The 14,517-nt window shown below is 40.9% G+C and carries 10 protein-coding genes; 9 read left to right on the top strand and 1 reads right to left on the bottom strand.

Annotation, left to right across the window (positions count from 1 at the left end; translation table 11 throughout):
* Positions 1-209 precede the first annotated feature (209 nt).
* The 7 genes from JWR87_RS03995 to JWR87_RS04025 all read left to right on the top strand — a co-directional run bounded on the left by JWR87_RS03995 (position 210) and on the right by JWR87_RS04025 (position 11,992).
* Positions 210-2,690 carry a PIG-L family deacetylase gene (locus JWR87_RS03995; RefSeq protein ID WP_297815863.1) on the top strand — a complete coding sequence of 827 codons (2,481 nt, stop codon included), beginning with the start codon at positions 210-212 and terminating at the stop codon, positions 2,688-2,690.
* 1 nt (position 2,691) lies between these two features.
* Positions 2,692-2,865 carry a hypothetical protein gene (locus JWR87_RS04000; protein WP_297815865.1) on the top strand — a complete coding sequence of 58 codons (174 nt, stop codon included), beginning with the start codon at positions 2,692-2,694 and terminating at the stop codon, positions 2,863-2,865.
* Between the two features lie 415 nt (positions 2,866-3,280).
* Positions 3,281-5,020 carry a sodium:solute symporter gene (locus JWR87_RS04005; protein ID WP_297815867.1) on the top strand — a complete coding sequence of 580 codons (1,740 nt, stop codon included), beginning with the start codon at positions 3,281-3,283 and terminating at the stop codon, positions 5,018-5,020.
* Between the two features lie 97 nt (positions 5,021-5,117).
* Positions 5,118-5,786, top strand: coding sequence for a GDSL-type esterase/lipase family protein (locus tag JWR87_RS04010; RefSeq protein WP_297815868.1), 669 nt, complete (start codon positions 5,118-5,120; stop codon positions 5,784-5,786).
* An 87-nt stretch (positions 5,787-5,873) separates the two neighbouring features.
* Positions 5,874-7,034, top strand: coding sequence for a phosphatase domain-containing protein (locus tag JWR87_RS04015; protein ID WP_297815871.1), 1,161 nt, complete (start codon positions 5,874-5,876; stop codon positions 7,032-7,034).
* Between the two features lie 193 nt (positions 7,035-7,227).
* On the top strand, positions 7,228-9,201 hold the full coding sequence (locus tag JWR87_RS04020; protein WP_297815874.1) for a beta-L-arabinofuranosidase domain-containing protein: 1,974 nt from the start codon (positions 7,228-7,230) through the stop codon (positions 9,199-9,201).
* Between the two features lie 328 nt (positions 9,202-9,529).
* Positions 9,530-11,992: a TonB-dependent receptor gene (locus JWR87_RS04025; RefSeq protein WP_297815877.1), complete on the top strand. Its 2,463-nt coding sequence runs from the start codon at positions 9,530-9,532 to the stop codon at positions 11,990-11,992.
* 21 nt (positions 11,993-12,013) lie between these two features.
* Here JWR87_RS04025 and JWR87_RS04030 read toward each other — a convergent pair whose 3' ends face one another.
* Complete coding sequence (locus JWR87_RS04030; RefSeq protein WP_297815885.1) at positions 12,014-12,376, bottom strand: helix-turn-helix transcriptional regulator; 363 nt, start codon at positions 12,374-12,376, stop codon at positions 12,014-12,016.
* Between the two features lie 479 nt (positions 12,377-12,855).
* On the opposite strand from JWR87_RS04030, the gene JWR87_RS04035 reads away from it, so the two are divergent.
* The gene (locus JWR87_RS04035; RefSeq protein WP_297815880.1) at positions 12,856-13,383 is read left to right on the top strand and encodes a gluconate 2-dehydrogenase subunit 3 family protein; all 528 of its coding nucleotides are present in this window, start codon (positions 12,856-12,858) and stop codon (positions 13,381-13,383) included.
* 50 nt (positions 13,384-13,433) lie between these two features.
* The coding region (locus JWR87_RS04040; protein ID WP_297815883.1) for a GMC family oxidoreductase at positions 13,434-14,517 on the top strand (1,084 nt) is incomplete at its 3' end.

Genomic DNA, 14,517 nt, shown 5'->3' on the forward strand with positions numbered 1-14,517 from the left:
GTTATAAACTTTACTTTTAAAGTTTAATGAACGGGCTAAGGAAGAGGTTGCGTTACCAGTTGGCATAATGTATTTGGCTTTATAGAAGCTGCATATTGAGATTTAGCACACGAGTGCGACGCAACTGCCGCTCAATACTTATTCCTTCGTTTTGGCCAAAAATAACGCTCATTTTTACCTGCTTGCTGTTCAACCTTTATCTTCGTAGCATGACGAAAATTTCGAAGGGTTTATTGCTAATAATTCTTTGCTTTCACGTTTCAACTGTTTATTGTCAAACGCCTGTTACTTATAATAGCGCCGACATTTACCAGCAGCTTAAAAAATTAAATGTTTTAGGAAGTATTTTATATATCGCAGCGCACCCCGATGACGAGAATAACGGCCTGCTTCCCTATTTCGCCAAAGAAAAACTTTACCGTACCGGCTACCTAAGTCTTACCAGGGGAGATGGCGGTCAAAACCTGATAGGGAGCGAACAAGGTTATGAACTGGGCATGATTCGTACGCAGGAATTGTTGGCTGCAAGAAGAATAGACGGTGCCGAACAATTTTTTAGCAGAGCCTACGAATTTGGCTTCAGCAAGAGTTCTGAAGAGGCCCTGAAGTTTTGGGGAAGAGATAAAATTTTAAGTGATGTAGTGTGGGTGATTAGGCAGTACCAGCCGGATGTAATTATCAAGCGTTTTCCACCTGATAAAAGAGCCGGTCATGGCCACCATGCTGCCTCTGCAATTTTAGCGGATGAAGCATTTACGGCAGCTGCAGATCCCAATCGTTTTCCTGAGCAACTTAAGTATGGGGTAAAACCATGGCAGGCCAAAAGAATCTTATGGAATACATTCAATTTTGGTGGGAACAACACTACTAGTGAAGACCAGTTAAAAGTAGAGGTCGGCGGCTATAATCCGCTAATTGGCAAAAGCTATGGCGAGCTGGGTGGTGAAGCAAGAAGCATGCACAAAAGCCAGGGCGAAGGAAGGCCAAGAAGACGTGGACCGGTAACCGAATATTTTACCACAACTGCCGGGGATGCGCCTAAAACAGATTTGATGGATGGAATAATGATCGATTGGAAAAGGATACCTGGAGGTGAAAACGTAGGAAGCCTGGTAAACCAGGCTATTACTGATTTTAAATTGGAAAATCCGGCGTTATCGGTGCCCGCATTAGTAAGAATTTATACGGCAATAAAAGCTTTACCTGAGACAAACTGGAGGAATAAAAAACTGAGTGAAACACAGACTTTAATAGAAGCATGCGCCGGCCTTTTTGCTGAAGCAACAACCAACGAACAAAATATAGTACAAGGCGACAGGCTTGCTGTTACCTTTTTTGTAAATAGCCGCGGCGCGGTTAACGCAACTGTTAAGAACATAAATTTTGAAACTTTCGATACTACTTTTTCTTCGCCTCTTGCCTCAAATCAAACCTTGTCTGTCAACAAGATTTTTCGTGTTAGTGCTGATAAAAAAATAACTCAACCTTACTGGCTTGAGTATCCGCAATCAGAAGGGGCGTTCGATGTAAGAGATCAGATGCTGATAGGAAAAGCTGAAAATGATCCTGCCTTTGAGGCCACTTTCACTATCAATATTGCACAAACTGATTTTACTATTCGTAGGCCGGTTCAGTATAAAGTGGTAGATCCGGCAAAAGGCGAATTATACCAACCTGTGGCAGTATTGCCGAAGGTTGAGTTTAATTATGCAAGAGAAAATTATGTTTCATTAAATGGCAATCCCGTTGCTGCACCCATTCATTTTAAAACCAATTTTCACGATACTACTCACTATATTATCAATCAAAAATATTCTGAAGCATGGGCAAACAACTTTCCTTCGGTTAGTTATAATGCAGCCAATAGCGAGAATGCCATCTCAAGTACCTTCACCTCAAAGTCTAAAGAAACCAATACTACAGAAGCCATTAGTTTAAGTACAATCGACGGCAAGTATAGTGGCTATACAAAGACAATCTCTTACGATCACATTCCAACCCTTACCTATTTCCCTGAAGCAAAAGCTAACCTGTTAAAGGTGGATGTAAAAACAGTTGGAAAAAAAGTAGGCTATATTGTTGGTGCAGGAGATAAAGTTCCCGAAGCGTTAACAGCACTTGGCTATAATGTTTCTTACCTTGATGAAGCCGGGGTAAACGATGAAAGCTTAAAACAATTTGATGCAATAATTGTAGGCATCCGGGCCTATAACATCTTTGAATATCTTAGTAACAAGAATGATGTTTTTAACCGTTATGTTGAAAACGGAGGTAACATGATTGTGCAGTATATGAAAAGTATGCAGGTTGGGTTAAAAAGAATTCAAACCGGCCCTTATCCTTTTACGGTTACCGGCACAAGGGTTACTGAGGAGAATGCGAAAGTCAGTTTCTTATTACCCAAACATCCTGTTTTTAATTATCCTAACAAGATTACCCAAAAAGATTTTGAAGGTTGGATTCAGGAGCGCAGTACCTACCAGGTTGATCAGTCAGACGAGCACTATGAAAAATTGATTAGTATGAATGATGTTGGTGAAAAGGAAAGCAACGGAAGCCTCGCCATCGCAAAGTATGGCAAAGGAAATTATGCGTATGTTGGGCTTGTATTGTTCAGGCAGTTGCCTGGTGGTGTTCCCGGAGCCTATCGTTTAATGGCAAATTTAATAGCGCTTCCAAAAAATAAATAGCATGGCAAAACAATTTCAGCCCAGGAAGAAGATAGGATTTGCAGTGCTTGTTATTATTGGCTTGCTGTTAGGGCTGGCAATAAAACACGTTGCAATTGGTTTAATTATAGGATTGGTGTTTGGTTTACTGGCAAGTGGAATGATAGATGGCGGAAAGAAAGGAGATGGAAAATGATGGCAGTTGATGGCTTGCCGATGACAGAAAGAAAACTGGCTTGTTTGCTTTTTTTGATACCAGCATTTGTTTGCTGCTTAATCATCGTTGCGTCGCATTTCGTTCATCTAAGAATCTATATATAGCTTTTATCATAATTGTTTTTGGCAGAACCATAATTTATTGAATTATTGAGATTTTCAGGATGGGTGAAAAACCATCCTGCACTACACCATCAAAAAAAAGCCGCGAACTAGAAAACTGAAACGGGTAACGGAAGACAGCTAATAAGTAACAGGTGATTTTAAACTTAAACTTTGAAACCTAAAACTCATCATATCCCTCTTTTTAAAAAGTGGAGCCACTGGTACTGGTTTGTAATTCTGTTCTTGGTACTATTCATTATCTTTCTCGCCTGGTTTACTAATTATTTTTCATGAGTGGTATCGACTGGATTGTATTGTCACTGACCTTGCTAGGTATCATTGCTTATGGCTTATACAAGAGCCGTACATCAAAAGATCTTGATGGTTATTTTCTTAGCAACAGATCAATGCCCTGGTATCTGGTGTTGCTTAGCATTATGGGTACTCAGGCCAGTGCCGTCACTTTTCTTTCAGCCCCCGGCCAGGCATACACCGATGGAATGCGCTTTGTGCAATACTATTTTGGCTTACCTCTCGCCATGGTTGTTTTATGTATCACGTTTGTTCCACTATTTAGCCGGCTTAAGGTGTACACCGCGTACGAATTCTTAGAGCAACGTTTCGACGTAAAAACCCGAACACTTACATCCTTTCTTTTCTTATTACAAAGAGGTTTGTCTACCGGCATAAGCATTTATGCGCCTTCTATTATACTTTCTTCATTACTTGGTTGGGATATTTTTCTTACCAATATTGTTATGGGTGGACTACTGATTATTTACACCGTTACAGGCGGAGCAAAAGCGGTGGCTTATACCCAACAACTTCAATTCGTAATCATCTTTATCGGGATGTTTCTTGCAGGTTATATGATTATTCACCTGCTACCCCCCGAAATCGGATTTGCTGATGCACTACGCGTAAGCGGCGCGTCGGGCAAAATGAATGTAATTACTACGGGAATAAAAGATGGTCACTTTGACTGGAATGATAAATACAACATCTGGAGCGGTATAATTGGGGGCTTCTTTTTAGCCCTGTCATATTTTGGTACTGACCAGAGCCAGGTAGGTAGGTATCTAACAGCAAAAAATAGTACCGAAAGCAAATTAGGTCTTTTGATAAACGGGGTGGTAAAAGTGCCAATGCAGTTTTTTATCCTGCTGATTGGTGCCATGCTTTTTACGTTTTACCAGTTTAAGCCTTCTCCTGTTTTTCATAATGGCGCTGTTGAACGAAAAGCACAACAAACAGCTTATAAAGATTCACTTGCGGCCGTGCAAGCTACCTATGTAGTAAAGAATGCGAGACAAGGTGAACTAGGTATGCAGTATTTACAAGCATTTCACGGCAAAAACGACGTGCAAACAAATGCTTTAAAAGATAGCATCCAGGCAACTAACATTCAACTAGACTCGCTGCGAAAATCTTATAAATCATATATTAAAAAGGCCCTGCCGCTGGATGATAATAACGATACCAATTATATCTTTCTTCGGTTTGTGATAGACTATTTGCCGGTAGGATTAATTGGCTTGTTGATAGCAATAATTTTTTTAGCTGCATGGGGCTCAATTGCCGCTGCCTTAAATTCTTTGGCATCCTGTACCATGATCGATTTTCATCGCCGCTACCACAACGCCAGCCAGGATGTGAGTGACGAACAATCTAAAAAGGAGTTTCGGTTATCACGCTATTACACTTTTGCCTGGGGCATATTTTGTATTATCGTCGCACAGTTCGCCTATAAGATGGGCAGCCTTATTGAAGCCGTAAATGTGCTTGGGTCTCTATTTTACGGCGTTATTCTTGGTATCTTCCTGGTTGCCTTTTACTTAAAACAAATCGGGGGAAAAGCAGTTTTCTGGAGTGCAGTAATTTCAGAAATAATAGTAGTTGCGTTATTTATTTTAAACCAGAAAGGGTTGCTCGACTTAAGTTTCCTGTGGTTAAATGCTGTAGGCGCTTTGCTTGTTGTAGCATTTTCTCTCGGGCTTCAATTAGTAGTAAAGCTTGGTCAAAAGAATTAGTTTGAATATTTTAGCTCACTTTCTTCTCCGATCTGATGCTGTATTAAAAGTAACTTTTCTAAAAGTCAGGTCAGCTATAAAAGAATTATAAATAAAAATGAAAACATCACTTACCTATCTCTTCTTTCTATTCCAGCTTACAGTTACTGCACAGCCAGCGAAGGTTCAGCCCGCTCCTTTCTTTAACGAAATACAGCAGTTTAAAAAACAGGACAGTATTTCTTTTCCTCCAAAAAATGCCATCCTCTTGGTAGGTAGTTCTTCGTTCCGCAAGTGGCAGGACGTGCAGTCTTACTTTCCTGGTTATACAATCATCAACCGCGGATTTGGCGGGTCTGTTTTACCTGATGTCATTCGTTATGCAGATGACATTATTATACCTTATCATCCTAAACAGGTACTTATTTATTGTGGCGATAATGACCTTGCTTCTTCAGATACCATTACACCTGAAATTGTTACACGTAGATTTAAACAACTTTTTTATATCATCCGTAGCAAACTACCAACAGCTACGGTTACCTACGTATCTATTAAGCCGAGCCCAAGCCGTCAAAAGTTGATGCCAAAAATGATAGAGACAAATGCAATGATTTTAAGGTTTTTGAAAACTCAAAAAAATACTTCCTTTATAGATGTATTTCATCCCATGCTTTTGCCGGCAGGAAGAGCAATTCCCGAGATTTTCCTTTCAGACAGTTTGCATATGAACGAAAAAGGATATGCTATCTGGAAAAAGGCTATTGCGGTCAAATTGAAAAGATAAAGCTGGAAGTCGCAGAAACACGCCTTTTGTTTTTTTGGTTGAATGATCTATTAAAGCCCGGTTGTATTTTTAATTAATAACCTATCTATGCCAAACTGGAAAAATATTTTTATCGAATCTGCAGCGGCAATTGAAGAAAAGTGGGATGAACTCAGCTCGAAGATGAGTAACAGGTTGGGCCTCAGCGATCCTATTCAAATAGTACCTTATCGAACTTATGGTACCCAGCAACGGGTGTATGTTAAGGGGCGGGTATTGGAAGATAAAAAAATAACAAGTGCCGGCGATAAGGATACAATACTTAACAATCTGCTTAATATGTACAAGCGCTTCGAAAGCGATGAAGTGCAAGGTGCAGAGCTGAAGGTAATTCTGGCAGAGGAGGAACACACCGTAACCACCGATAAAGAAGGATATTTTGTCCTAAATCTAAATCCTGTTGTACCCATCGTTAATGAAGATCTATGGCACCACCTACCTCTGCATTTGATCCATGCACCAATACCTTTTGAAAAGGATCTGAAGGTAAATGCAGAGGTCATGATACCACCAACCGACGCAGAATTTGGTATCATCAGCGATATCGATGATACAATAATCAAAACCGCAGCTACCAGCATGCTTTCAATGGGTAAGACTGTCTTAATGAATAATGCAAGAACAAGATTGCCATTTGCGGGCGTAGCAGAATTTTACAAAGCGCTACAGTTGGGACGTAATGGTAAACGCAACAATCCATTCTTTTATGTAAGCAGCAGCCCCTGGAATATGTATGACCTATTGAAAGACTTTCTCGACTTCAACAATATTCCCGCAGGACCGCTGCTTCTGCGCGACATTGGTTTTGGGGGAGACGCCGCATTTCGCGGAGGCCACATGGGTCATAAGTTCAAGGAAATAAAACAGATTTTGGAAGCTTACCCCCATTTGAAGTTTGTGCTTATCGGTGATAGCGGCCAGGAAGATCCTAAGATTTACCAGGAGGTAGTAAAACAATTTCCTGATCGTGTGCTTGCCATCTATATACGTGATGTACAACTGCCCGAAAGAGAAAAAATAGCAGTGGATGTTTCAAAATCGCTCTTTGCAGATAAAATTGAAATGGTCATTGTTGACAACACCGTAGAGGCTGCTGAACATGCAGCAAAGATCAATTTGATTTACACCGAAGCAATAGCGGCAGTAGAACAGGAAAAGCGAGAAGACAAAGGACAAGAAACTGGAAAAGAAGATGCTACTGTTTTGTAGCCATGTATTAATCATCTTTTTGGCCGCAACTTTATGTTAGTCGATGTTGCCGAAGAACTGTTACAGCTTTCCGTCGATGGCGTTAATTACTGTAACGCATCCTGAATAAAAATACCGGTATAAATACTTTCGCTAAAAGAGACATTTCATTTTTGTCAGTATTCGTCTTATACAAACTTTAAAGAAAACGACCATGATTACTTGCCTAAAGAAAAACGTCCTGCTTGCAGCCACGGTTCTTTTTGTACAATCCCTCAAATCACAGACTTCCATCCAGCAGTACCAGAATGTAAAATTTTCGCAGGTGGAGATCAACGATAAATTCTGGCGGCCAAAAATCGACAAGGTATCTACAGTTACCATTCCTGTTTGTATCGATCAAACCGAAGTAAAAACACCAAGGATCCGCAATTTTGAAATTGCTGCGGGAAAACGCAAGGGAAAGTTTGAGGGTATCTTTTATGACGACTCCGATGTTTTTAAAGCGCTTGAAGCAATAGCGTATTCATTAAAGAATCGTCCTGATCCCATGCTTGAAAAGAAGGCGGATGAATGGATTGATTTGATAACCGCTGCGCAACAAAAGGATGGTTATATAAACACTTATTATTCGCTGCAGTTTCCGGAAAAACGATGGACGGATATGAGCATGCACGAAGATTATAACGGGGGGCACCTGATAGAGGCTGCCGTTGCTTATTTTGATGCAACTGGCAAAAGAAAGTTGCTGGATGTATCAATAAAGTTTGCCGATCATTTTGCGTCTCTTTTTGGTCCCGGTAAAAAACATTGGGTTACGGGCCACCAGGAACTGGAGCTTGCCTTGGTTAAGCTGTTTGTGACCACTAAGAATGACAAGTATCTTAAGCTTGCTGATTGGTTGTTAAGTGAAAGGGGCCATAAATACGCTAAAGGATATACATGGAGCGATTGGAAAGACACGGCATATGCACAGGATTTAAAACCTGTAAAGGAGCAAAAAGAAATTACAGGTCATGCAGTTCGTGCTATGTATATGTACACGGGCGCTGCCGATGTAGCTGCGCTAACTGGTGACAAGGGATATGTAAAAGCAATGGAAGACGTGTGGGAAGATGTAGTATATCGAAACATGTATATTACCGGTGGCATTGGTTCTGCCGGTCGCAATGAAGGTTTTTCAACAGATTACGACTTGCCTAATGAAAGTGCTTATTGCGAAACATGTGCATCCGTCGGTATGGTACTATGGAACCAAAGAATGGGAATGCTTACAGGCGAAAGCAAGTATATTGACGTGCTCGAAAGAAGTTTATATAATGGGGCTCTCGATGGCATTTCTCTCGATGGAAGCCAGTTCTTCTACGGTAATCCACTGGCTTCGGTAGGAAGCAATGCGAGGCGCGACTGGTTCGGAACGGCTTGCTGTCCGGCAAACATTGCACGCCTGATCGCATCTCTCGGCAATTATATTTATGGAAGTAACAAAGATGGAATTTATGTTAATCTGTACGTCGGAAGCAATACAGCAATCTCGGTGGGCAAGCAGCAGGTGCCTCTGACGATGAAGACCAACTACCCATGGGACGGCAACGTACAGCTAACTTTATCTCCTTCGAAAAAAACAAGTTTTGGACTTCGCCTACGTATCCCCGGATGGGCAAATGGGGAGGCCGTTCCTGGTGACTTGTACCGATTTGAGGATACCTCGGTAGCGCCTTTTACTGTTAAGCTAAATGGCAAAGAAGTTTCTTACAAAAGAGAAAAAGGGTACCTCGTTTTGCAAAGAGAATGGAAAAAAGGAGACGTGGTAGAACTTACCTTACCAATGGACATAAAACGAGTAATTAGCAGGCCTGAAGTAACTGAAAACATTGAAAGAGTAGCGCTGCAAAGAGGGCCACTGGTGTATTGTGTTGAAAGCACAGATAACAATGGAAAAGCCTGGAACTTAATACTGCCCCTCAATGCAAGTCTGACTACTGTAGAGAAAACTGTTCTTTCTGAACCGGTTATTTCTATACAGGGACCGGCACCCCGGTTTACAGTTTCTTCTGATGGTTCTAATATTACCACAGAAACTAAACAAATTGTTGCAATCCCTTATTACACTTGGGCAAATCGTCAAAAAAGCGAGATGCAGGTGTGGCTACCAACAAAAATAAAAGACGTAAGGGTAAATAGGTAGCCTAATGGCATGTTTACTTTTAGAGGTAGCTTTTAAGGAAATACAAAAATGTCTTTCATTTGCCTAGAATGTATTTTTAGTATTTTTTTACCAGGCATATATTCCCTGATATTTCATCGTTGCGTCGCATTTCGTTCATCTGCAAATCTTCGATCAAACTTTATTGCATTTTATTAATATTCCCCCGATCCGTTCTTTAAAGCTGATAACGACACGATCAACGTTAAAAAGAAGACACAGTCTAAGAACAATAATTATGTTAAAAACAGGTAGACGTCAAAGTAAAAATTAGAAGATATGTCTACTTTTGGCACTCCAACAAATTCCTATGCAACTTATTAAAGGTTCAATATCTCGTTTTATTTCTACCCCAGCTTTTCAATCTCTCTTCTTTTTAATGATTTCATTTTTTATCTTCTCCGCAAAAGTTGTTGCCCAAACAAATAAAATAACACTCTCGGGGCTGGTCAAAGAAAGTAAAGGAAAAGAGGGGATACCATACGTAAATGTCGCATTGAAAAATGCAAAAGACAGCAGCTTTGTTTTAGGTACGATCACCAATGAAGAAGGTCGTTTTACAATGGCCGATGTAAAGAGCGGTAACTATAACCTCGAGATTTCTTATATAGGTTTTCAAAGCAAAACACAACCAGTGCTGGTTGGCCAATTGAGTGCTTTTCTTGATTTGGGTAATATAGAATTAGATAGAGACTCGCGGGTATTAGATGCAGTTACGGTTACCTCAGCGCAAGCCAGCGGAGTATCGGACAAAATGGATAAGAAGAGTTTTTCTATTGCTGACAATGTTAGCCAGGCGGGTGGTTCTGTATTGCAGGCAATGAATAATCTTCCGGGGGTTACAACATCACAAGACGGTAAAGTGCAACTAAGAGGTAGTGATAAAGTGGCTGTTTTAATTGACGGTAAACAAACAGCTTTAACGGGTTTTGGCTCGCAAACGGGGTTAGACAATATCCCTGCTTCGGCTATAGACAGAATAGAGATCATTAATAATCCTTCGGCAAAATATGATGCAAACGGTAATGCCGGCATCATCAATATTATCTATAAGAAAAATAAGCAGGAAGGCTTTAATGGTAAAATCGGGCTAATGACCGGGCTAGGTGCATTATGGCAGAAAAGAGAAAACCTGCCAGGCATTCGTCCACAATACCAACGTACTCCAAAGATAAATCCATCATTGTCTCTCAACTACCGTAAAAACAAAGTCAACACTTTTTTGCAGGGCGATTGGTTGTATACAGAAACCCTTAACAGGAATGAATTTACTACCCGTTTTTACGACAACGGAGACATTGTACAACAACAGGCTAAAAGAAACCGAAATACATCATACGCTACAGTAAAAACAGGAGTGGATTACAATATAAACAGTCAAAATTCTCTTACTGTTTCCGGCTTCTTCAATAGAGAAAAAATTATTGACCGTGGCGACATTCCTTACTTTAATAATGACCTTTCTAAGCGAAACCGTTTATGGCAGTTTTTAGAAGATGAGGTTAAATATACAGTAACAGCAACTGTTGGATACCTGCATAAATTTAAGCAGCCAGGACATTCACTGAATATCAATTATAACTATACCTGGCATCGCGAAGACGAGAAATATTTCTTTACGAACATAATGCCTACGTTCACCGGACAAGATGCTTTTGCAATGTTGTCTGATGAATACGTGAACGATTTTACTGTCGATTATGTTCGTCCATTAAAACACGGCCGTTTTGAAGGAGGTTTGAAATTCCGCTTGAGAAGTATACCTATCAACATGCAATTCTTCCCTGGTCTTAACTCACCTATAGATTTCCAGGCTGGAGGCTTTGCTGAGTATCGTGAAACCATTCCTGCCGCCTATGGTAATTATGTGTACGAAAGCAATAAGTTTGAGTTAGAGGCCGGGTTACGTATGGAGTATGTGCGGGTAGATTACGAGGTTAACCCCAATCACAATACGTACAAAAGTGACGGGTATACCTACACCCAACCTTTTCCAAATGTTCGCTTAGCTTATAAACTAAACGACAACAACAAAGTTTCTTTCTTCTACAATCGCCGTGTAGATCGTCCAAATGAAGTTGATATCAGGATCTTTCCAAAATACGATGAGCCTGAACTTTTAAAGGTCGGTAATCCTGCACTTCGTCCGCAATTCACCAACTCTTTCGAATTGGGTTATAAGAGCAACATAAGCAAGGGTAGTATTTACACCGCTTTATACCACCGTATTATTGACGGAACCATCACCCGTATTGCTACACAGGTTCCCGGAAGCACCATCTTATACAACGTCTTCCAAAATGCGGGTCGCAGCTATAACACAGGTGCGGAAGTAGTGTTACAGCAAAATATTTCTAAGGCGTTTTCTTACAATGCCAGTGCAAATGTGTACCGTAACCGGATTAATAGTTTTTCTGTAGTAAATAGATATCCTGTTCCAAGCGTGTATACTTCTGAGACTGATAATGCAACTTCCGGTAACGTAAAGTTGAACGGCTTGTTCCACCTGCCCAAACAAGTGGATGTGCAGCTTACCGGTATTTACCTTGCACCCGATATTATTCCCCAGGGACGAATTGGTTCAAGATTGTCAGTAGACCTGGGTATTAAAAAGCAGGTGCAAAAAGGCAAAGGGGAACTTTTCTTAAACGGAACCGATATCCTAAATACCCTCAATATCAGGAAAGATATTAAAGGTAATGGCTTCCGTTATGAGACAGTTGACTATTACGAAACGCAGGTGTTTCGATTGGGGTATAGTTATAAGTTTTAGCAGGCAGCTATAACGCTTCTCTCATTTGTTCTTCTCGAAGCTTTTTTTTGCTAATGCCAATTGGAACAATCTGCTTATAATCTGGTGATATAGAAGCAGAAGGAATATTGCCTTGATACTAACTGTAACAAGTCCCTGTTGCTTTATTATTTTAAACGCAAGATTTTTAATAGATGGAAACAATAATTTGAATATCTCTTTTTTGTTTTCTGGTACATCAGCTTCATCGATTCCTAAAACGTTGTCCAAAGCTGGAGATACTTTCAACACCTTGCAGATCTTCTTTAAATTTTTCTTAGTAGGAGTAGCACCACTTTCTACTTTTGATAAGGAAGTTTGAGATATACCTGTTTTCTTTGACAAGTCAGCTTGAGTGACGCCAATTTACTTTCGTATAATTATTAAGTAGTAATTAATAAATGGGGTTTAAATAACACGTCTCGCTTAAAGTTAGTTTCTACTTCTGCCTTGTACTAAAACAAACCTTCTCTGAGTTTTGGCGATAATTTCGGTAGCAAATGAAGGTACCCGTATTCGGGCGGCTTTAGTCGGTGAATTTTAACCCGTATAAAGGCGTTCTTAGGCCTCCTGCATTAGATCTGTTCCTTTTACAAAGCCGCTGAAGGTGCTATTGGAAAAAAGCCGAATGAAGAAATACAAGTACAAGTGAGTGACACAACAATGTACCAACAATGCTTCTCTGCCGGAACCCAATCAAGAACTCTCACTCCTCATCCAAGCCCCCAACTTTCATACACCGATTTTTTCTCACCCCAATCCTAAATCCCGTCCGGTTTTCAATTCTTTCTTTATATTCATGCTTCCGATGTTAATTCTTTGACCTTTTAACCCTTGCTACCAATATGAACCGACGCGGTGCCGTTAAAAATTTAGTTCTGGCTACCGGAAGTTCAATTGCCCTTCCTTTGTGGATGAAGGCTTTTGGAGCCGGCAATCTTACCCACCTTTCATCCTTTTCTGCCAGGGAGCAGCAAATACTTGCAAGCATTACCGACACTATAATCCCGCCAGGAAATTCTATTGGCGCCTTATCAGTGGGAGTAGACAAATATTTTCAAAAAGTGGTTGATGACTGCTATGAAAAGGCTGAACAGGAGAATGTGAAAAAAGGATTACATCAATTGGAAGCTGCTACCCAAACCGGGTATGGCAAGCCATTTACCGATTGTACTCAGCAAGAACGGCAGGCTCAACTTGAAAAGTGGTCGCGTTCGCAGGACAAAGATGAAAAGGATTTTTTCAACCTGGTAAAAAGAGAAACCATTGTTGGATACAATACTTCACAAGAGGTTTTGGGGGGATTACTTAACTATAAAGTTGCACCGGGACATTATTACGGCTGCGTGCCTCTAACCCCTAAAGGGGGATAAAAGAGGCTGAATTATTTCGGCCCGGCTAATTTAAATGTAAAGGCATAAGCATGAGTAACATTCCAGATACATCAAAGAACAGAACTTACGACGCCATTGTGATTGGCTCGGGCGCGAGTGGGGGATGGGCGGCAAAAGAACTTTGCGATAAAGGATTAAAAACACTTGTACTGGAAAGAGGCCGTGATGTAAAGCATGGCGTAGATTACCCGGCTGCATCTAAAGCGCCCTGGGACTTTGAGCATAGAGGCGCGGTAACACTGCGGGAGAGAACGGCTTTGCAGGGATCAAGGTTTTTACGTGCAGAAACGCTAAACTGGGCAATGAAAGACGATGAGCAACCTTTTATCCAGGAAAAGCCTTTCCGATGGGTTCGCGGTTATCATATGGGTGGAAAATCGTTGTTGTGGGCAAGGCAAACACAACGTTGGAGTGATTATGATTTTGAGGGTCCACAGCGTGACGGCTTTGCTGTTAACTGGCCCATCCGTTATAAAGATCTTGAACCATGGTACAGCTATGTTGAAAAATTTGCAGGGGTTGCAGGTGATAAAGATGGGCTGCCGGTACTGCCGGACAGCGAAGTGATGCCGGGTTTTGAAATGAGTTGCATAGAGCAATATTTCAAAGAAAATGTAAAAAAGCATTTCAATGACCGCGATGTTATAAAAGGAAGATGTGCACACCTTACTGATCCACAGACGATACATACGCAGCAGGGACGGGGTAAATGCCAGAACCAAACAATGTGCAACAGGGGTTGTTTATACGGGGGGTACTTTAGCAGCAATGCATCTACGCTGCCATGGGCTCAAAAAACGGGCAAGTTAACTTTGCGTCCGCATGCTGTTGTTCATTCAATTATTTACGATGAAAAGAAGGGCAAGGCAACGGGTGTTAGGGTGATTGATGCCACGACTAAGGAGATGATAGAGTTTTATGCATCAGTCATTTTCCTGAATGCTTCTACGCTTAACAGCAATGCCATATTATTAAATTCTACTTCTAATCGTTTTCCCAATGGTTTGGGTAACGACGGAAATGTGTTAGGCAAATTCATATCGTGGCACAACTACCGGGGTAAAGGTGGGGCCGAATATGAAGGCTTTACAGACAAGACTACAGACGGTCGTA

Origin of the sequence: Segetibacter sp. (assembly GCF_025963695.1) — a bacterium.
Lineage (GTDB): Bacteria > Bacteroidota > Bacteroidia > Chitinophagales > Chitinophagaceae > Segetibacter.